Here is a 19772-nt window from a genome sequence, read left to right as displayed (position 1 = left end):
CATGGAAGACGAACGCACGCTGTACCCCTCCTACGCGGGTCTTAACCGTACCGCGATGATCGGCGGCGTCCCGATGTTTCCGGCGCTGATCATCGGCTGTACATCGCTGATCACCAGTATGGTCGGTGGGTTCGTGCTCGGTCCCGGTGGTCTGTTGATAGGCTCGGCTGGTGTGCCCGTCTTCCTGTTTTTCCGGCATGTCTGCGAGACAGATGACCAGGCACTGCGCCTGACGTGGCTGGAATTTCGTTGCTGGCTGGACCGCCGTCGTGTGTCGGTATTCGGCAGGACATACACGCTCGCACCGATGCGGTATGGCCGCGACCTGAACGTGTACACCCGCTCGTTTTCGCGCGGCCGGGACCTTGAGCGCTTCGAGGCGCTGCGTCAGCGCCTTCTTGCGCAGGCAGAGGAGGACGAAGATGAATGACCGCAAGCCTGCGCACAATCCTGGGCTGTCAACAGATGGCGCTGCCAGTGCGTGCACGCCTATTGTGGGCTACGCCATGACGGCTGGTGCTCCCGCTTCGGGCAAGACAATGTATGACGTGTTTCGCCGGCTCGCGGAGGAGCGCCGTCGCATTTGCGGCGCGGACGACATGCCGTACGCGGGAGACGAAGCATGCGCGTGACCAACGAACTGAACCGGCTTGTTACGTCCGCGGAGGACAAGCTGCCGCGCATCGGCCGTCCGGTGTCGGAAACGGTGACAAGCGTCGACAACGGCGGCGCCTTCCTGGTGATGCGCGTGAACGGCGTGCCGTTCGAATCGGTGAGCCGTGGCGAGATCGAAGCACGCTACGACGGCTGGAACCGTCAGCTGGCCGCGATGACGCTGGAGAAAGGCAATCGCCTGTCGCTGTGGACCACGTTTCGTCGGCGCAGCATCTCGTTCGGCGACGAGTACCGCTTCTACAATCCGTTCATCCAGCAGGCCGTCGACAAATACCTGCGGCGTTTCCGCAGGCACGATCACTTCGAGAACAGTTTCTACATCACCGCGATCCTGCAGGGCGACGACCTGGACGAGACGGTGCGCGAGCTCGAGGAGCTGGGCGAGGGACTGATGAAGGCTATCGTTGCCTACGATCCTCAACTGCTCGAAGCATACGGGCACAACGGCATCCTGTTCTCGGAGGCGTATCAGTTCATTGGCGAACTCGTGAATGGCGTCGACGAGCGCGTGCCGGTCACGCAGGCCACCGGACGCGACCTGATCCCGACGTCGCACCTGCACTTCCACTACGACACGGTTGAGATCCGCACCGATCGCTCAACCCGGTTCGCGGTCTGCTACGACCTGAAGGATTTTCCGAAGGCCGGCTGGGGGCAGACGAATCCGCTGCTGTCGCTGCCCGTCGAATTCACCTTCACGCAGAGCCTGGGCTGTCTGAGCACTGCCGAAGCGATGAAGGCGATCGAAGACCAGATCAATCACCTGAGGTCGGTCGAGGACAAGGCGAAACACCAGATCAAGGAACTGGAGGATGCGGTGGCGCTGATCGCCGGTCGGGATCTCGCATTCGGCGACTATCACGGGGCGCTCGTCGTGTACGGCGACACGCCGGAGAAGGCCATCAGCAACGGCGCGTACGTAACCAGTCGGGCGCTGAACGATTGCGGTTTCAAGTTCGTGAAGGCGACGGCATCGGCACCGTTCACGTACATGAGCCAGGTGCCGGGATTCAGGACGAAGCCGCGGCCGATGCCGAAATCGACCCGCAGTCTCGCGTCGTCGTTTTCGATGCATACCTATTCGGCCGGCAAGGCACGCGGCAATCCGCTCGGCGATGGCTCGGCCCTCATGCCGGTGCAGACCGTTGCGAAAAGCCTGTTCAGCCTGAACTGTCACGCTTCGCGCCTGGATGAGGACAGCGTGGGCGAGAAGGTTGCCGGCCACACGCTTATTCTCGGCTCGACCGGCACGGGCAAGACCACCCTCGAGACGATGCTGCTCGCCTTCCTCGAGCGGTTCGACCCGAAGATCTTCGCGCTCGATCTCGATCAGGGTCTGCGGATCTTCCTCGAGGAGATGGGCGCTGTCTACTACACGCTGCGCGAAGGCGAGCCGACCGGTCTTGCGCCGTTTGGCCTGCCCGAGACGAAGCGCAACCTCGCGCACCTTTACGACCTGGTGGGTGCCTGCTGCCGCGACGAGAACGGCAAGCTCAGTGCTGACGACCAGCGGCAGATCAAGCACGCGGTCGACACGGTCATGAAGCTCGAGAACATCGAGCACAGAACCTTCAGCCGCCTGCTGGAGTCGATCCCGGATACGGGCGACGAGAACGGCCTGTGTGTCCGTCTTAGCCAGTGGTGTGGTGCAACTAACGGTCGATTCTCGTGGGCGCTGGACAACATACCGGATGCGTTGACGAACATTGCCGAGGTGCGCCGGATCGGTTTCGACGTCACTGACTTCCTGAAGAAAGACTATGCCGCCACGGAGCCGGTGCTTGCACACCTGCTGTACCTCAAGGACCAGATGCAGAAGAGGGGCGGACTGCTCGCAACGGTGATTGCCGAATTCTGGCTGCCGGCCAGCTACCCCACCACGCAGGAGCTGATCCGCAAGTCGCTCAAGACGGGCCGCAAGGCAGACGAATTCCTGATCCTGGATTCGCAGTCGCCGGAGGACGCAATCCAGTGTCCGGTGTTCGCCGAGATCCGCGACCTGACGGCGACAAAGATCTATCTGCCGAACCCGGACGCGACGCGCGACGGTTACAAGCTCCTGAACCTGACCGACCGCGAATTCGACACGCTCAAGAGGCTGTCGAAAGAGTCCCGCACGTTCCTGATCAAGCAGAGCAACCAGTCGGCGTTTGCAACACTGGACCTGGGCGGCATGAACGACGAGATCGCGGTGCTTTCCAGCAGTCTCGACAACGTTGCGATCTGGGAAGAATGCACGGGCGACGCACATGGCGACACGGACCTGCGAATGCGGCTGTTCCAGGCACGCCGCAAGGGCAAACGCGATCGCAAGCACGAGGCCGAACTTGTTGAGGAAGCCGAATGACGACGACTACGCTCTTCACCTTTCGTCGGCGATCGAGCCAGCGACGCGCGAACAGCTCAAGGAGCGGCTGGACGAGCACGACCGGCGCTGGCCTCAGAGAGTGGGCGCCGAGCGCGTTTTGCTTGTGGTTTGCTCGACTGGCTGCGTGGGACTGAAGACTGTATTGCGATGGTTTGCCGACAACTGCAGTTCAGCTTGGGAGCGTGACGATGAAAAGCATTCGCAATCTGACAAGCGCCGCGTTGATCGCGGGCACGTTCTCGATGCAGGCAGCGCACGCGCAGGGTGTCCCGGTGATCGACCTGCAGGCGATCGCGCAGGCGATCTCGACCGTCAAGCAGCTGGAGCAGCAGTACAGCCTGCTCTCGGACCAGTACCAGTCGACGATCGGCAATCGTGGCCTCGGAAACATCTTCAATGACCCGTCGCTGCGCAACTACCTGCCGGATCAGTGGCAGTCGGTCTACGACGAGGTGAAGAGCGGGCAGTTGAACGGAATCAGCGGCCTCGCCAGCACTATCGAGAGCCAGGAGGGGATGACCGCGTACACGCCCGGGCAGCAACGTCTGAACGATACTCTGGCCGCCAACAAGGCAATGGCGATGCGCTCGTATCAGGCGTCAATCGACCGTCTGACGAACATCCAGCAGCTGATGCAGCAGTCGAACCTCACACAGGATCCGGCGGCGAAGGCCGATTTGCAAAACCGGTGGGCGGCAGAGAACTCGTCGATCAACGCAGAAAAGATGCGCCTCGATCTCGCGGCGCGACTTCAGGATGCAGAGAAAGATTTCGCGCAACAGGCCGCCCATAACGACATGCAGCAACGGCTGAACGGCGACGACAACGCTGATCAATAACGGGGAGTGCGACCATGCAACTGCAGATCTTTAGCGACATGTTCAACTCGTTCGACCAGAACGTGCTGAACACGATCAATACCGGCTCGGCCCGGATGATCTCACTGATCAGTCCGCTGGTCGCTGCCTGCTTTAGTCTCTACGTCCTGCTCGTACTCGTGTCGTACTGGCGTGGCCACAACGACAGTCCGATATCCGACTTCCTGCTGAAGATGGCAGGGTGGGCGGCTGTGCTCACGCTCGGGATGAATATCAGCTACTACAGCGAATACGTCGTGCCATTCTTCAATGGCCTCGGGGACGATCTGAGTAGTGCCTTGATGGGTGGCAACAGCCTGAGTAGTGGGCTCGATACTCTGTTGAATCTCTATATCTCCGCAATCAAGGCAATGTACGCGGGACTGACGTGGAGCGATGTCGGCCTCTATATCGAAGTTTCAGTACTTGCAATCTGCATCCTGCTGGTCGGCGTGCCGTTTCTCGCGATTGCAGCGGCATACATCATCCTCGCGAAGTTCGCTCTTGGATTGCTGCTCGCGCTCGGGCCGGCCTTCGTTGTAGCGGCACTTTTCCCGGCGACGCGCCAGTTCTTCCAGAACTGGGTCGGACAGTGTCTGAACTATGGCCTGCTCGTCGCACTATTCGGTGCAACAGGCGCGATCGAGGTGGGTTTCATGACCTCTGTACTGCCGAAGACATTCGACGTGCATAACGTGATGCTGACCTATGCAATTGAAGGAAAGATCATCGGGGCGGGGCTTGTGTTCATCGTGGTGTCGTTGAGCATGCCGTCACTCGCATCGCAACTTGCCGGTGGCGTGGGCATCTCCTCGATGGTTGGTAAGCTCGGTAACGCGGCCAGCGCAGCCATGAGGGCGATGAGGCTGACAGGCGGGCGCGCAAGTGGGGCATCATCGGCGCCTACCAACTCTATTGGCCGCGTGTGATCTTACATACCAGGAGATGTCCATGAGGGAATTTCGATCTGCGAAGGCGGCAGTAGTGGTCGTCGTGGCGTTGGCGCAATTTGGATGCGGCAAGGGCAATGATGGTGATCAGTACATCGGCAAGTGGGCGCGCGTTAGTGGTCAGGACTATAAAGATATCGTCATTAGCAGAAATGGGAGCGGAAATGATTTTTATGTTTCGCATCGGGAAGATCAGTACAACGACGATGGAAACAAGGTCGGAACGGTAATGCGCCAACAACCGGCCACGATTGTAGACGGGAAGATGATTGTTAGTTCCAGCATTCAATATGCAATGACGATCGATAGGTCGAATGGACATCTCGTTACACCTGGCTCCGAATTCGAGCGCGAGAAATAAGCGGCAGTCTATCCGCCGGAGCGATCAGAGACGGCGGACAGTCCACCCGATCGGAGATTGACGTGAAATTAATCGTCCTGCTTTGCTGCGCCGCGCTCCTTGCTGCGTGCTCGTCGGCACCAAAGCCAACGCAACCGGAGGGGCCGTGGATGCCTGTCAACCATGCGACACAGGGGAGTGCGCCATGAAATGGATGCCATGGAAGCCGGCGCGGGTGCAGGCTGAGCCAGTCGCGGTTGCCGTCGACGGCAATTGCGCGGCCGCGCTGCAGCACATTGCGGCGAAACTCGCCGACGCCGATCCGCGCGAGATGGCGCGGATGTATTTCAGGGAAGCGCTCTCGTTCGAGAAGTCCCGGCAGCAGCTGCAGGAAAACATGACGAAGATTGCATGGCGCGTTGCGGGCGGGGCCATGTTCATCGCGCTTATCTCTATTCTTGGCTCGTCAGCCTTAGTACAACTAAAGAGACCGTCACCACCCGTGATTATTAAGGATAACACCGCGACCGGCGACGTGCAGGTGATTGATGTCGCGCACAGCGGATCCGTGACGTTCGGTGAACTCGAGGTGCGGGCAGCACTGCGCACGTATGTGAAGCTGCGTGAGAAATACGACTGGTACACGATCCAGGATGCGTACGATACCGTGACGCTGATGAACTCGCCACGCGAGCAGGCGTTGTACGCGGCGCTCTACAACCGCAAGAACTCGCCGCAAAACGTGCTCACCGACAAATATCGCGTGATCGTGCGCCCAGGTGCAATTACGTTCGTCGGATCCACCGCACAGGTGTTCTTCTCGAAGACGATGCTTTCGCTGCCGTCGCAGGGCGGCTCGACGTCACCGCCGCCTAAAACCGAATACTGGGTCGCGACGATCACCTACGAGATAGGCGATCTGCCGACCCGCAGCGACGAACAGGAGCTCAATCCAACGGGCTTTCGTGTCACCAGCTACTCGGTCGACCGCGACTGGACGCGCAGCACCGCAGACGGCGCGACACCGATGCCGTCGGCGGCCACATCGTCCCAGTCGGCACCGTCGAGTATGTCGTTGAGCGCACCGGCCGGAGGGGCCAACCCATGACCATCCGGTTCCCGAAAGCGCTTGCTGCAGCGTCGATCGCTGCCGCGCTATTCGGTATGTCGCTACCGGCTGTCGCCGAAGTCGTGCCCGGTGCGTGCGGCAGTGACCGGCACATTGCGTGCGCCGTGTATGACCCGAATGAGACGTACCGGATCGCCTATCGCCCGGGCGAGGCGACTGTCCTCGTCTTCGAGAAAGGCGAAAAAATTGACGGCGGCGGCATGGGCGACGGTAAGGCATGGACGGCTGGCCCAGCCGGCAACGGCTTCTTCTTCAAGCCGAAGGCACCGCAGGCGGCCACCAACCTGATTCTGCTCACGAACAGACGTCGCTATGTGCTCAAGCTGGTCCCGGTCAGGAGGCACGAGGAGGCAGTCTGGTCGCTGACCTTCGATTATCCGGACACGCGTGCAAAGGCGTCGGCGGCCGCCGCGGTGCGCTCGGCCGAAGCGCGGGCATTGCTCGCACAGACCGTCAGCGCGTCTGGCGTGGGCAACTTCAATTACGACATGCATGGGGACACGACACTCGCACCAACGGCGCTGTGGGATGACGGCCGCTTTACCTACTTCGAGTTCAGAACGAGCCGTGATCTGCCGCAGATCTATCGGGTGTACGGGGACGGCAAGGAAGCGCTCGTCAATCCTGACGACATGCGCGGCCCCGTGCTCGTCGTGCACGACACGGCGGAGCGTTTCAACCTGCGCGTGGGGGACGCCGTGCTCGGCATCCGCAACAACGCTTACCGGCCAGACGGCCAGCTGAACCCGACAGGCACGACGATTCCGGGCACAGTGCGGCTCGTGAAGCAAAAGGAGGCGGGCGGTGAGTGACGATATCAATCTGAACGGTCCGAACCTGGCGAACCCGACACCGGTCGAGCCCGCCGGCATAGGCGAGCGCGGGGTGCCGGGTGTTGGCCGCACGAAGCGCAAGAGCCCGTTCCGGATGCTTCCGATCGTCATTGGGATGGTGCTGATCCTGCTGTTCGGCGCGATCGCTCTGGGAGTCGCGATCAAACGGTGGTCGGCGCAGCATCACGCCGAGTCCGAGGCGGCAAGGGCGGAAGCGGCAAAGGACAAGCCGTCAGATGACCGGCACGACTTTGCGCGCGACAAGGCAAAGATCGAAAAGCAGCGGGCAGAGGAAGCGGCGATGGCGTCGGAAGCGGCTGCAGCTAGCGCGGCGCTTGCTACACCTGCGCATGCGAACGCAGCCAGTGCGGTGAATGGAAGCGGTGCTACGGCAGCGACGGCGGCCAGCGCGGTGGAGACGCCGGCGCAACGCAAGCTCGATGGCGACGTGCTGCTCACATCAAAGGATGAGAGGACGACCGACGCGGCAGCCCCTGGTGGCACGCCCGGGTTGACCGGTTCGCATGCCGGATTCGCGAAGGATGGACTGGACAGCAAGCTGCAGCCATCGAAGCTGGAAACGGTGAAGGCGGAACTGATGCCGTCGCGTGACTACCTGCTGATCGCGGGCACCACGATCCCGTGCGTGCAGGGTGCGGAGATCGTGACCGACTACCCGGGCATGACCACCTGCCATGTGGCGAAAGACGTGTACTCGGCGAACGGCAAGGTGTTGCTGGTCGAGCGTGGCTCCGAGGTCGTGGGCGAGCAGCGGCAGGCGCTGATGCAGGGTCAGGCGCGGATCTTCGTGATCTGGACGCGGCTGACGACGCCTGACGGCGTAAAGGTGCAACTCGATTCGCCGGCGGCCGATGCGCTCGGCGGCAGTGGTCTGCCGGCCTACGTCGACAACCACTTCTGGACGCGGTTTGGCGGCGCCATGATGGTCAGCCTGATCAGCGATGCCGGTCAGGCGCTGTCGACACTGGTCGCGAACTCAGGCAGTAGCGGCATCCAGTTTAACAACACCACGAATGCCGGTGGTGAGGTAGCGGCCGAAGCGCTGCGCAACACCATCAACGTGCCGCCGACCGCGTACTCGCAGTACGGATCGATGACGACGATCTTCGTTGCGCGCGATGTGGACTTCTCCGACGTGTACGAACTGGCGACGCCTTGATTCATTAAATTCGGGGTGCTTATGAGTAAGCAATACGACGACAGTCTTACGGTACGCAGTCACCTCAAGACACTCGGCATCGCCGCAATGCTTGCGATGCCTGGCGTCACCGAGTTTGCGATTAACCGTCCTTATGAAGGCTGGACCGAAACGCGCGACGGCTGGCAGCGCCATGATCTTCCGAATGCGTCGCTGGAAATGCTGAACCAGTTCGCACCGGCGCTGGCCATCTACAACAAGGCGAAGCCGCCGCTTTCGGCGGCCGAGCCGGAAAAGCCGGTGCGCCTGCCCGACGGCGAGCGTGGCCAGATCGTGATTCCACCGGCGTGCGAGCCGGGTACGGTGTCGCTGACGATCCGCGTGCCGAATTCAACGCGCCTTTCGGTACAGCAGTGGTCGGACGCCGGGCGGTTCGCCAGGTTCCGTGATGTGGTCCGGGGCGGACCCGGCGGTAGTAGCGCAATGACGCCGGGCGAGATCGACGCTGCGGCGGCACGGTCAGGCTCAGAGGGCATGGACGTCAGTCGTGCCACTGCGGTGTTCAATCCGTCCCGGGCGCTGGGCGCCTATGGCCTGGCGCGCTTCCAGCATGAGATGCTCGACGCGCTCGCGCAGCGCGATGTCGTGCGGTTTCTGAAGCTGGCCATCCTGAACCGGCTGAACATCGTGCTCGTGGGCGGCACGGGCTCCGGCAAGACCACGCTGATGAAGGCGCTGGCCGACCTGATCCCGATCATTCCGCGCGAGGCGCGTCTGGCGACGATCGAGGATACTCACGAGCTGCCGTTGCCACTGCATCGAAATCACGTTCACCTCTTCTACAGCGAGGCGATTCCAGCGCGACGCCTGGTGAAGGCGACGTTGCGCATGAAATGCGATCGCGTGCTGCTTGCGGAGTTGCGCGGCGACGAAACCTGGGACTACCTGACGCTGCTCAACACCGGACACCAGGGCGGGTTGACGACGGTGCACGCGAACGACTCGATCGCGACGCTCACGCGCATCGCCACGCTGGTCAAGCAAAGCCCGGTCGGCCAGACGCTCCCGTTCGATTACCTGATGCGCGAGATCCGCATGACGGTCGACGTGGTGCTGTTTATGGAGAACCGGGACCTGACAGAAATCTGGTTCGATCCGGTCAGTAAAAACAGGCTGCTGCGAGGTGATGCATGAGATCGCGATCGAACGATTCCGGCATTGGTGACAGTGGCGGGCACACCGGCCGGGAACCCCTGGAGCGGCAGACGCACGCGGCAGCGGGAGCGTCAGCATGAAAGCCCGTCTCCTTGTTGGCGGCTTGCTTGGCCTTGTGTCCGGCGCAGTCGTTTTCGCCGTCGGCCGTCTGCTTCATCTCGACGCGATCAGCGATCCTGTCGAAATGGGGGCCGTGATTGCTCTCGTCGTCGTGACGTGCGCGTTGTGGGGCGTGTGTGCGAGCGCCGTGCTGGTAAAAGCCGCGACGCTTGCCGACCGGATCATCGCGGCCGGTCTGCTTGCACCGGTGGTTCTGATCGGTCTCGCTGCGGCCGGCCAGTACGTCGGCGCGATGCTGTTTGCGAAGCTGGAAAAGTTGCCGGACTCCGCAATCGGGCTGTGGACGCTGCACGACTACTGGCGCGCCTTTGGCGGCGTGAAGGCGGTGAAACGCTCGCTGCAGATGGCGACAGCGGCATCGGTCATCGTACCGCTTGTGCCGGTAGCGGCGATCGTCGCGGCGCTGGTCATGAAGCCGAAGCGCGAACTGCATGGCGATGCTCGCTTCGCCTACAGCTACGAGGTTCGGCGGTACGGCCTGCTCGATGAGGCTAACGGGCGCGGTCGAAACAGGGGCGGCCGCAAGGGCGATCACCGCGACCCGTCGATCATCGTCGGGCGGTACAAGGGCAAGTACCTGACGTTCCGCGGAACGGAGTTCGTGATGGTTGCTGCGCGAACGCGTTCACGCAAAGGTGCAGCCATTGTGATCCCGAATCTGCTCACCTTTCCGGATTCGGTGGTCGTACTCGATGTGAAGGGAGAGAACTACGACCTGACGTCGCGGTACCGGCAGGCCTGCGGCCAGCAGGTGTTTCGCTGGGCGCCATTTGATCAGACTGGCTACACGCACCGCTGGAATCCGCTTTTCAGGATTGCGAAGAGTGCGTCCTTCGTGCGGGTGGGTCGCCTGCAGGCGATCGCAGCGCGCCTGTATCACACGACCGACGGTCGCAACAAGTTCTTCTATGAGCAGGCGAGTGACCTGTTCATGGGCCTCGCGCTCTACCTGATGGAGATGACGGGTGACTGTACGTTCGGACAGGTGTTGCGGCTCGCGACCACGCCCGACAGGAAAGTGCGTGAGCACCTTTCGGATCTGATGCAGCACGAGCCGCAGAAGGGGGGGCCGCTGTCGGGCGATTGCCTGGGCGCGCTCTCGCGCGTGCTGGCCTCGCCCGACGAGACGATGCTGAACATTGTTGCGACGTTTAACGCCGGTCTGCGCCTGTTCAGCAACCCGATCGTCGACCAGGCGACGAGCGCATGCGACTTCGAGCTCGACCGCGTGCGGCGCGAGCTGATGTCGATCTACGTTGTGCTGCCGGTGCGTGAGCTTGCCGTCGCGAGCCTGCTCGGCAACCTGTTCTACACGCAGTGGATCGAGGACAACCTCGACGTGCTGCCAGGCGACGATCCGGCCATCAAATATCAGTGTCTTGGCGTGGGGGACGAATTTACTGCGCTCGGTCGCATCGAGGTACTCGACAAGGGCAACGCGTTCATCGCGGGCTACTGGATTCGCCTGCTCACGATCCTGCAGTCGAAGGCGCAGCTGGAGCCGAACGATCTGTACGGGCCGGCCGGGGCGCGCACACTGATCACCAACCACGCAGTGCTGGTGGCGTACGCGCCTGGCAACCAGCAGGATGCAAAGGAACTGTCCGAGACGCTGGGGACGTTCACCGAGAAGGCAACCTCGAAAAGCCGTAATCACGGCCGCAACACGTCGACCGGCACGAACACGTCAGATCAGGGCCGCGCGTTGATGCTCGATCAGGAACTGAAGCGCATGGAGCAGGACGAGGAAATCGTGCTTGGTTTCCAGCGTCCGATCCTGTGCGAGAAGGCGACCTATTACGAGGATGACCTGTTTATCGACCGCATGCGCTCGGTCAGTCCGATGCTCGCTGCAATCAACAAGCGCCTGCCCACCGAAGACGAAATCAAGGCGGCCTGGCGTGCCGGTGAGCTGCGAGCGAACGCCATCCCGACGCACAACCCAGAGACGTATCACGCGGCGCTGTCCGCGAGGGCTGCTGGCGAAATCCGACTTGCACGTCAGGCCGGTGCGAAGCCGCTGACCGCGGCCGAGCTTCTCGCGCTCGACCAGCGCGCGCCCGGGCCACTCGCGACCGGCATGGCGCTCGCGGGCTTCGAAGCTGACCTGGCCGAGCTTGGCGTCGCGATGCGCGAGGACGTGCGCGAAATGCTCGCGGGCATCCGCATCGATTTCAACGTGGCAGGCGGGGATGACGCTGTCCAGGACCGGATTGAACCGGCGCTCGCGTCTGTCGCGCCGGCGGACAACGAGGCAAAGGAGGTATCACATGGCTGACCCGAACAGGCCGAAAGGCAAACGGACGTATCTGGACGTCCCGTTCAGGGAGAAGGACGCGGCGCACGATCTGGGCGCCAGGTTCGACCGGCGATCGAAAAAATGGTACGTGCCGCGCGGCACTAACGTGGCGCCCTTTGCGCGGTGGATGCCAGCGCAAGACCCGCAGGCAGGGCAGGCACCGGGAGCCGTGCGCGGGCAGCCGCAGACGCTGTTCGGCAGTGAAGCCGACATCGAGCGGGAAGCCGTGCGGCTGAGCGAGCTAATGGGTCAACCGCTCGATGAGTCCCGCGCCTTCGTGCGGGACTCCCTTCAGGCCGCCGCGGAAAGGGCGGGACTGGAGGCGCGGGACCGGTTGCGCGCGCAGGGTGCCTCTGCATTCGAGATGATTGACGGAGTGCGGGAAGCCGGTGTCCAGGCGCGGCACCAGTATTTCGCCGACCGGCAGCATCTGTATGGACGGGGCGCGCGCGTTGGCCAGCAGGCTGCACAGCCGAAGCTCGACGACGCGGCGCTCGGCCGGCGCTTTCGCGAAATGATCCAGTCGATTACGACAGCGGTCACGCTGCGTGGCAACGAGGTCAACCATACGCTTGCACTTGAGCAGCGGCTGGAGTCGATCCATCGTGAAGCGTGGCGCAAGTCCGGCAACGCTGTTGATGGCGAGCGCGCGATTGGCGAGCAGATCCGCAACCGCACTGGTTTTGCGGCGGAGACCCTGCCGCCACGGGCAGCCAAAGCGCTGGCCAAACTTCGCGATGAAGCGGGCTTGAGTCCGATGGAAATCGACGAGCGCACGCCTGCGCGCGACGTGACGGATTCCGACCCGGTGGACGACGCGCTTCCGGTTGACGGGGCAAGCGTCGCGCCGCAAAACCGGCATCGCCATCGCGAGCCAGAGCGCAGCGACGGCATTGCCACCTTCGCGGACATCGCCGAAGCGTTCGAACCGGTGGCGGCGATGCCTGCGACCGGTAGTGAGCAGGAGGACAGAGCGGACTGGTCGATGGTGGCGAAAGACCTGGCGGACTTTCGGGGGATGACGGGGCGTATCAGGGAGGAGTTCGGGAAAGGCAAGACCGCGCCTGAAGTTGCCGCCGCACTTGATCAAGAGCTTGCGTTTCTGTCGCCGGCCGCCCGCGAGCCGTTCGTGACCTACGTGCGCGAAGCACTCGACAGGCAGGTCGATGCATCACTGGCGCAATCTCCAGCCTCGCAGGCGCAGCCGGACGTCAAGACCGATGGCGATTTGGTGACCTTTGCCGACGTCGGCGATGCAGCGGCAATCAACGACGCAATGCGCCGCCGTGGCATCACAGGAAATGCCGTGCCCGGCAACGAGGACGTCGCTCGCCCGACTGTCGACGCGGCGGCGGCGAACGAACCCGTTGTTCAGCCCGGCCGCGCTGCGAACGATACGTCGATGGACACACCGGCGGTGTCGGGCATGATCGACACGCAGATCGGGCGCACGCAGACGCCCGCGCAGAATGAAACGGACGCAAGAAATCCGGCGAACGATCCAGAGCGCCCGGCGTTTGACTCCGTGTCGACTCAGGATCTGGAGCGCGTGCGCACGGTGCGCGAGGGCGAGCGAGTGGCCGCCGAGCGGTTGCTTCGCGAACAGGGCAAGCCGATGCCAGGGCTGCACGCGGGCGACGCCGGTGCAGCGGCAGACGCGCACGAGGCTGGCGTTGCGGGTATCGCCGACAGCAGCGACAACCAGATCGGCGTCGATCCTGCCTCACGCAAGCCGGTCGTGACGAAAGACGGCTACCACGTGCCCGCCCATATCGCGGCGCGCTACATGGTGAAGGATGGCCGGTTCTGGAAGCTCGATGGCATGGAGGCCGGGTTGGGTACGTCGGGCGCGCAGCGGGATCCGACAGCGATCACGCAGCCGCACTTCGAGGATGTCGGGGCACGCCTGTACTCCCGGCAGAACGATCGCTCAACGATTGCCGACATGATGGCAGTAGCGAAGGCCAAGAACTGGGATTCGATCGTGGTGCGCGGCAGCGAAACGTTCCGCCGCAACGCGTGGATCGAAGCGTCCCTCGCGGGTGTGGATGTAAAGGGCTTCAGGCCCGCCGAGAGCGACGAGGCATTGCTCGAGGCCGTGAAGCGTGAACGTGCGGCGCTGACGATCAAGGCCGGAACGTCGCCGACGCCGGATGTCGCGCAGAAGACGAACCCGGCGAAGGAGAATCCAGCGGCCGCGCCGTCAAACCCAAAACCGGAAGCGGCGGCCAGCGCAGCGCGTTTCTCGCCTGCTGCGGACATGGCGGCAGCGCCCACGCCTGAAGCACTCAAAACCGTCGCGCAGTTGCGCGAAGTCCTCGAAAAGTCACTTGAGCGGGCACCCGCGCGCATGCGTGCCGAGGTGATTCGCCGGTTCGATGCTCGCATGCAGGCGGGCACGGAGATCGAGGCCCGGATTGCACGCGGCGAACTGGGTCGTGACGCCGGCCCGGCCGAGATCGACAGGCGCGCGGCCGAGCTGCATGCGGCGTGGACGGCACCGAAGGCCGCGCCTGCCCAGGGCCCGTCGAACATCCCGCTGCCTGCGCAAGCGCAGACAGGCGGCATGGCACCGAAGATGATGTAAGTGGCGGCACTCCAAATATTGATAAGGATTGGAAAATGAGTATGGCTATCGTGAACTGCTCAGGCAACGTCGGCAAGACTACCGTGACCCGCGAACTGCTCGCGCCAAGGCTGCCGTCCATGTCGGTACGCCAGATTGAGTCAATCAATACGGATGACTCGGCCGGCCCGAAGGTCGAGGTGATGATTGCCGCGCGCTTTGACGAACTGCATGACGAGCTGATGCGCGGCCGTGATCTGCTGGTCGATATCGGTGCATCGAACGTCGAGGAGTATCTCAACCGCCTCAATGGTGCCAAAGGGGCACAGGAGGATTACGCGTGCTTCGTTGTGCCGGTCGAACCGGAGAGCAAGCAGATGAAGGACTCCATGAAGACGATCAACATGCTCGCGGATCTCGGCGTCGAGCCTGGGCGCATCCGTGTGCTGCTCAACAAGGTCGATCTGGTCAGGAGCGAGGACCGCGAGGTAACGCTGCGCCGGCACTTCGGGAAACTGTTCGAACTGCATGAGAGGGAGCGGACTTTCGAACTGAATCAGGATGCGCTGATCCCAAAGAACGACGTGTTTACGCTTGCGGCGGCCGCCGGTCGTACGATCCACGATATTGCGACAGACGGGGTGGACTACAAGGCGCAACTGATCGACGCTGCGAGCGCCTCTGAGAAGGACCGTCTCGTGAGGCTGGTTGGCCTCAAGCGCAAGGCGCTGTCGATCAAGCCGTTGATGGACCAGGCGTTTACCGCACTGATGGAAGGGGTCGATGCATGAACGAGCCGACGCCGCAGCCGGATCACGCCGGGCGAGCGTCTGAGCGCCTGGGCCGGGTGATCGCCACGATGCCGGCGTCGAACGAGCTGGCCGTGCTCGCGGAGATCCTGATCGAGCAGATGAAGGTCGTGGATGCGCAACACCATGTTGTCGCGCTGATGGAGTCCACTGACCAGAAACTGACCGCGACGGTGCAGGCGCTGCGCGAGGAGAACACGCAACTGACGAAGCTGCTCACGCAATCGCGCCAGGCGTTCATCGGCGAGGTAGCCGCGAAGGCGGCTGACCAGGCGCGACGTGCGGCAACAGCGGATGTCGTGGACGAACTGGCGCGGCTGCGGGCTGCCGTTGAATCGCGTGGTCGCGTCGTGCCCACGAATCCGGCAGTTGCAGCAACCGGATCGCTCGTCGCCTTCATGGGCATTGCGTTCTGCGCGGGCGCCGCGCTCATCTGGGTCGTTGCCCGTCTGGCACACACGCTCACCTAGCCGAAAACCACCGCATCTCATGGAGGGGAACCTTAGATCATGAACGCAATGAAACGACGGTCGATTGCGCCCGCGCTGTGCAGCGCGGCACTGGTCTGTGCGCTCGCCACGCCGTCGTCGCACGCCGATGATAACCAGGATGCGTGTGGCGCGGTGCTCTGTCTTGCCGGTTTGATCATGGGTGGCAATGGCGGCAAGACATGCGCCGAATACGAGGCGGGCTACTTTTCCATCGTCCGCTTTCACCACGGTCACTTCGATGAGGGCGGCACGGCCAACGCGCGAGGCGATTTCCTGAACCAGTGCCAGTCGGCCGGGAGTGACGTGAAGGGGCCAGTCAATTCGCAATACGGGCGAACCCAGTACGGCCCCTGACTCTTGCACGCCGGTGGCGGCAGTTCGCCGCCCGATGTCTCTCTGGTAACGGAAAACATGCGATGAGCGCAGACGATCTCAATGTTGTGGCGCAAGCCAGGCGCCGTGGTCGCAAAAAAGCGCAGAAGGCCCTTGGCAGGCCTGTCAGCACACGGCTCACCGACGACCAGTGGCAGGTCTTCAATGAAAAGGTCGCACGCTCCGGCATGAGTCCGTCTGTTTTTTTGCGCGAATGCATCCTGACGAACCGCACGCAGATCGTCGCGCGCCCACCCGCGACCATTGAGCGACAACGGATCATGTACGTGATCAACAAGACCGGCAACAACCTGAACCAGCTGGTCCACGTGGCGAATACGGCGCGCGTGGCTGGCCAGCTATCCGAATCCACGTTTGTCGCCCTGGTCGACGAGCTGGAGTTGATCACGCAACTGCTGAAGGCCCATCTCCATCGTGTTGATTAGAGTGGACGGCCGTCACGACGGCGTGAAGCAGTACCTCGAGGAAGGCCGCAAGGTTGGCCGCGACCTGGATCGCGATGACCTTGACGAACGTGTGGTGCTCGCCGGTGATCTCGACCTGACCGACGCAGTGATCCAGTCGATCAGTGCCGCACCCGGTGTCGAACGTTACCTGTCCATCACGCTCTCCTTCAAGGAGGATCACGTCACTCGGGAAACGATGTTTCAGATCGTGCGGGAGTTCGAGGCGTTCGCGCTGCACGCCTACCGCCCGGACGAATACAGCTTCTATGCCGAGGCACACCTGCCCCGGATCAAGAGCTATGTGGACCAGCGCACTGGCGAACTGGTTGAGCGCAAGCCACACATCCATATCGTCATTCCGCGCTGGAACCTGCTGGCTGAAAGGCACCTGGGACCGCTCGGCTACGTGCGCTCCAACCTGAGCTTCATCGATGCGTTCCAGGAGCATGTCAACGCGCGGTATGGCCTTGCGAGTCCGAAAGACAACCGGCGCACGCTGCTCACCGACGCATCGGAAATGATCAGCCGCTACCGTGGCGACCTGTTCCGTGCCAACAGTCGCGAGCTGAAGGAACAGATTCTTGACGCGGTGCTGGATCGCCAGATAGAGACCCATGCGGATTTCATGGCGCTGCTGCACGAGTACGGTGCCGTGCGCATGCGCAACACCGGTCTCGACAGCGCCTACCTGAATGTGAAGCCGGCTGGCGCCGACAAGGGCGTGAACCTCAAGGAATACGTATTCACGCCTGAATTCATCGCACTGCCGACCGCTGAGAAGCTGCAGGCGCTGTCGGCAGATGCAGCCGACCGTTATGAGGCTGGCGTTGCGCCCAGACGCACACCAGCGCACATAGCGGCCGTGCTAGATGAGTGGTACACCACCCGCGCGCGCGAAGTGAAGTATCTCAACAGCGGTAGCCGTCAGTACCAGCGTTACCAGGAATCCTCGCCTCACGACCGCGAACTGATGCTTGCGGATCTCGAACGCAGCTTTTATGCACAACATCTGAAGGCACATCATGAACGAGCAGACGACTCCCTACCCGGCTTCGCAGGACACCTTCAACGAAGCGGACGCGCATTTGAATTCGGCGCCCAGCCGCCCGATGTCGTCGACGGGCCAGGCGCGCGCGAATCAGAACTCGACACGTCCGAACCCTTCGACGATGGATACGGCGGGCTCGATGCCGAGTTTGACCTTATCCCAGGTGGGGCGTACCCGGCGCCCGAACCCTTCAACGCTGTGCGAAACGTGCCCGGCGGCCCTCTGGACGGCATCGGACATCGATCTGCAGTGCTATTGCCGCATCATGCGTTTCACCAGCTGGAGCCAGACGGCGCCGTATCCGCGCACGGCCTGCGACGGGCTACAGATCGCGATGGAGAGCCTGCAGCGCAACGAGTAGGGCACGCAGCTCCCCCAGTCGGGCTGGACGCGTACCACCGTGCGCTTGAGAGGCACTATGCGTTCGGCGATCCGTTCGACACCCTGCCAGTGATGCGGTCGCATCCGGCATGGACACCATCCGGCATGTCGCCGCCAGGCTGGTTTTCGGGCGACCGGCGAGACGCGTTTCCAGACCGGTTCGACTCGATCGACGCGTCGTTCGAGTTCGAGGCAGGCCGGCCAATCCTGCGGACGCCGCACGCATTGGCGGTTGATACTCCACCGTACCGGTCGCGCCGCTCTCACACCGACGACGCCACGTATGCCACACCGCGGCACACTGGCCGCGTCTCGGACAGCGTGGTCTCGCAACTCGCGCGCGAGCTGCGGCAGCGTGATGAGTCAGGTAGCCAGCACACCGAGTTTCGTGAGATTCGCCAGGGTCTCGATGCCAGTCGCCTGCTTGCCGAACTGTCGCACACCCACGGCGTGCGGCCCGCGAAATATGCGGTCACGACGGGCCGCGACGGCGCCGATCGTATCCGCGCGGGCTCGCGCAACCTCAACGTGTCGGACTTCCTGACTAAAGAACTGAATCTGTCGTGGCGTGAAGCCGCACCATTGCTACGCGCAGTGTATGAGCGACAGCAGGCCGGTGAGCCGGTTCCGGCTCCACGCGAGCTGCCACGCGCGGCGCTCTGGCGTGAATACTCGGTCGCGCGCGAAGCGCATGTCGTGGCCCGTAGCGACGCGTGGCTCAAGCAGCGCGCAAATGAACAGTGGCGCCGCGCTGAGATCCGCGCAGCGTTCGATACCAGGCGCGCTGAAATCCGGCAGGATGTGCGACTCACACCGGCTGGCCGACGCGCCGCTACGTCACTCGCACGCGCCGGGCAGTTGGGCCGCGACGACGCGCTGCGGGAGTCGATCGCACGCGAGCGGGCGGCACTCAAGGAAAAATTCGGAGCCGCAGGCGGCCCGAGCTTTTCCGGCTGGCTGCGCACGCGGGCGGACCAAGGCGACGAGCGCGCGCTCGAGGAGTTGCGACGCACTGCGGGCCCGGAGCGCGTATCGGGTGCGGTCAAGGTCGATGCCGAGATCGGCGGCGAGGCGTTAAACGTGATCCGGCCGAACACGCCACGGCAGCACGCGCAGGACGAATACAACGCGATCATTTTCCGTTCGCCGGGCCTATCCTGGTCCGTCAACGAACGTGGCGACGTTACCTACCGGCATGATGGCCGCGACATTGTTCGTGATCGTGGCACCAGTGTTCAGGTGCTTCAGGCGGAGCTGTCCGCGATCGAAACCGGGCTGCGGCTTGCGCAGAGCAAGTTCGGTCGCACGCTCGAACTGACTGGCGATGACACGCACCAGTTGGCGGCCGCGAGGGTGGCCGTGGATGCCGGGCTGCGCGTGCAGTTCAGCGACGAGCGACTGAACCGGGCGATGGATCAGTATCGCCACGCGCGCGTCGACCAGCAGGTGCAGGACGTGCTCGGCACGTCTGGTGCCTGTCCGCCCGCCGATCCACTGCCACAGGCGCAATCCGATCGACCGGCACAGGATTGGCCGAAGCCCTCCGAGGACGGTAAGCCGACCCTCTGATGCCCGATCGGCCCGGCAACTCCGCGTCGAGCGCCTCGTGTCCGCTCGTCACCGTGCGGCCGTGCGCCGAAGCCAGTTGCGAGGCTCGCCACACAGATCCGGGTGTATCGCCTCGACGTTCAGT

At 63.0% G+C, this 19772-nt stretch carries 16 protein-coding genes; all 16 read left to right on the top strand.

Annotated features, from left to right (window positions below; all coding sequences use genetic code 11):
- Position 1 precedes the first annotated feature (1 nt).
- Positions 2 to 430 (top strand): VirB3 family type IV secretion system protein, encoded by a 429-nt coding sequence (locus AB3X98_RS37995; protein ID WP_069268378.1) that lies wholly within the window; start codon positions 2 to 4, stop codon positions 428 to 430.
- 192 nt (positions 431 to 622) lie between these two features.
- On the top strand, positions 623 to 3022 hold the full coding sequence (locus tag AB3X98_RS37990) for a transporter (protein ID WP_368605628.1): 2400 nt from the start codon (positions 623 to 625) through the stop codon (positions 3020 to 3022).
- Positions 3023 to 3264: 242 nt separating this feature from the next.
- Entirely contained in the window at positions 3265 to 3882 is a 618-nt protein-coding gene (locus AB3X98_RS37985) for a type IV secretion system protein (RefSeq protein ID WP_368605627.1), read from the top strand.
- Positions 3883 to 3896: 14 nt separating this feature from the next.
- Positions 3897 to 4829, top strand: a complete 933-nt coding sequence (locus AB3X98_RS37980; RefSeq protein WP_254320443.1) for a type IV secretion system protein — start codon at positions 3897 to 3899, stop codon at positions 4827 to 4829.
- 22 nt (positions 4830 to 4851) lie between these two features.
- The gene (locus AB3X98_RS37975) at positions 4852 to 5211 is read left to right on the top strand and encodes a hypothetical protein (protein WP_254320442.1); all 360 of its coding nucleotides are present in this window, start codon (positions 4852 to 4854) and stop codon (positions 5209 to 5211) included.
- A gap of 184 nt (positions 5212 to 5395) precedes the next feature.
- Positions 5396 to 6298, top strand: coding sequence for a virB8 family protein (locus AB3X98_RS37970; RefSeq protein WP_254320441.1), 903 nt, complete (start codon positions 5396 to 5398; stop codon positions 6296 to 6298).
- The gene (locus tag AB3X98_RS37965; protein ID WP_368605626.1) at positions 6295 to 7131 is read left to right on the top strand and encodes a TrbG/VirB9 family P-type conjugative transfer protein; all 837 of its coding nucleotides are present in this window, start codon (positions 6295 to 6297) and stop codon (positions 7129 to 7131) included. The genes AB3X98_RS37970 and AB3X98_RS37965 overlap by 4 nt, the downstream gene beginning before the upstream one ends.
- A gap of 115 nt (positions 7132 to 7246) precedes the next feature.
- Positions 7247 to 8332, top strand: coding sequence for a type IV secretion system protein VirB10 (gene virB10 / locus AB3X98_RS37960; RefSeq protein WP_368605625.1), 1086 nt, complete (start codon positions 7247 to 7249; stop codon positions 8330 to 8332).
- A 21-nt stretch (positions 8333 to 8353) separates the two neighbouring features.
- Complete coding sequence (locus AB3X98_RS37955) at positions 8354 to 9505, top strand: ATPase, T2SS/T4P/T4SS family (RefSeq protein ID WP_368605624.1); 1152 nt, start codon at positions 8354 to 8356, stop codon at positions 9503 to 9505.
- Between the two features lie 97 nt (positions 9506 to 9602).
- On the top strand, positions 9603 to 11924 hold the full coding sequence (locus tag AB3X98_RS37950; protein ID WP_368605623.1) for a type IV secretory system conjugative DNA transfer family protein: 2322 nt from the start codon (positions 9603 to 9605) through the stop codon (positions 11922 to 11924).
- Positions 11917 to 14532, top strand: a complete 2616-nt coding sequence (locus tag AB3X98_RS37945) for a DUF5710 domain-containing protein (RefSeq protein ID WP_368605622.1) — start codon at positions 11917 to 11919, stop codon at positions 14530 to 14532. The genes AB3X98_RS37950 and AB3X98_RS37945 overlap by 8 nt, the downstream gene beginning before the upstream one ends.
- 41 nt (positions 14533 to 14573) lie before the next feature.
- Positions 14574 to 15302 carry a StbB family protein gene (stbB, locus tag AB3X98_RS37940; protein WP_368610408.1) on the top strand — a complete coding sequence of 243 codons (729 nt, stop codon included), beginning with the start codon at positions 14574 to 14576 and terminating at the stop codon, positions 15300 to 15302.
- Entirely contained in the window at positions 15299 to 15790 is a 492-nt protein-coding gene (locus tag AB3X98_RS37935; protein ID WP_069268367.1) for a hypothetical protein, read from the top strand. Before stbB ends, AB3X98_RS37935 begins: the two co-directional genes overlap by 4 nt.
- Positions 15791 to 15829: 39 nt before the next feature.
- Positions 15830 to 16165 (top strand): killer protein, encoded by a 336-nt coding sequence (locus tag AB3X98_RS37930; RefSeq protein WP_368605620.1) that lies wholly within the window; start codon positions 15830 to 15832, stop codon positions 16163 to 16165.
- 62 nt (positions 16166 to 16227) lie between these two features.
- Complete coding sequence (gene mobC / locus AB3X98_RS37925) at positions 16228 to 16629, top strand: plasmid mobilization relaxosome protein MobC (protein ID WP_368605619.1); 402 nt, start codon at positions 16228 to 16230, stop codon at positions 16627 to 16629.
- Between the two features lies 1 nt (position 16630).
- On the top strand, positions 16631 to 19648 hold the full coding sequence (locus AB3X98_RS37920) for an LPD7 domain-containing protein (protein WP_368605618.1): 3018 nt from the start codon (positions 16631 to 16633) through the stop codon (positions 19646 to 19648).
- Positions 19649 to 19772: the final 124 nt, after the last annotated feature.

Source organism: Paraburkholderia sp. BR14312, from assembly GCF_040948675.1.
Taxonomy (GTDB): domain Bacteria; phylum Pseudomonadota; class Gammaproteobacteria; order Burkholderiales; family Burkholderiaceae; genus Paraburkholderia; species Paraburkholderia nodosa_A.
The sequence above is the reverse complement of the archived record's forward strand: the minus strand, read 5'-3'. Positions and strand labels throughout refer to the sequence as shown.

Bases quoted from the DNA above. Each gene is read 5' to 3' on its own strand.
- AB3X98_RS37995 (WP_069268378.1), top strand. From the start codon at position 2: ATGGAAGACGAACGCACGCTGTACCCCTCCTACGCGGGTCTTAACCGT.
- AB3X98_RS37990 (WP_368605628.1), top strand. From the start codon at position 623: ATGCGCGTGACCAACGAACTGAACCGGCTTGTTACGTCCGCGGAGGAC.
- AB3X98_RS37980 (WP_254320443.1), top strand. From the start codon at position 3,897: ATGCAACTGCAGATCTTTAGCGACATGTTCAACTCGTTCGACCAGAAC.
- AB3X98_RS37975 (WP_254320442.1), top strand. From the start codon at position 4,852: ATGAGGGAATTTCGATCTGCGAAGGCGGCAGTAGTGGTCGTCGTGGCG.
- AB3X98_RS37970 (WP_254320441.1), top strand. From the start codon at position 5,396: ATGAAATGGATGCCATGGAAGCCGGCGCGGGTGCAGGCTGAGCCAGTC.
- AB3X98_RS37965 (WP_368605626.1), top strand. From the start codon at position 6,295: ATGACCATCCGGTTCCCGAAAGCGCTTGCTGCAGCGTCGATCGCTGCC.
- virB10 (WP_368605625.1), top strand. From the start codon at position 7,247: ATGCTTCCGATCGTCATTGGGATGGTGCTGATCCTGCTGTTCGGCGCG.
- AB3X98_RS37955 (WP_368605624.1), top strand. From the start codon at position 8,354: ATGAGTAAGCAATACGACGACAGTCTTACGGTACGCAGTCACCTCAAG.
- AB3X98_RS37950 (WP_368605623.1), top strand. From the start codon at position 9,603: ATGAAAGCCCGTCTCCTTGTTGGCGGCTTGCTTGGCCTTGTGTCCGGC.
- AB3X98_RS37945 (WP_368605622.1), top strand. From the start codon at position 11,917: ATGGCTGACCCGAACAGGCCGAAAGGCAAACGGACGTATCTGGACGTC.
- stbB (WP_368610408.1), top strand. From the start codon at position 14,574: ATGGCTATCGTGAACTGCTCAGGCAACGTCGGCAAGACTACCGTGACC.
- AB3X98_RS37935 (WP_069268367.1), top strand. From the start codon at position 15,299: ATGAACGAGCCGACGCCGCAGCCGGATCACGCCGGGCGAGCGTCTGAG.
- AB3X98_RS37930 (WP_368605620.1), top strand. From the start codon at position 15,830: ATGAACGCAATGAAACGACGGTCGATTGCGCCCGCGCTGTGCAGCGCG.
- mobC (WP_368605619.1), top strand. From the start codon at position 16,228: ATGAGCGCAGACGATCTCAATGTTGTGGCGCAAGCCAGGCGCCGTGGT.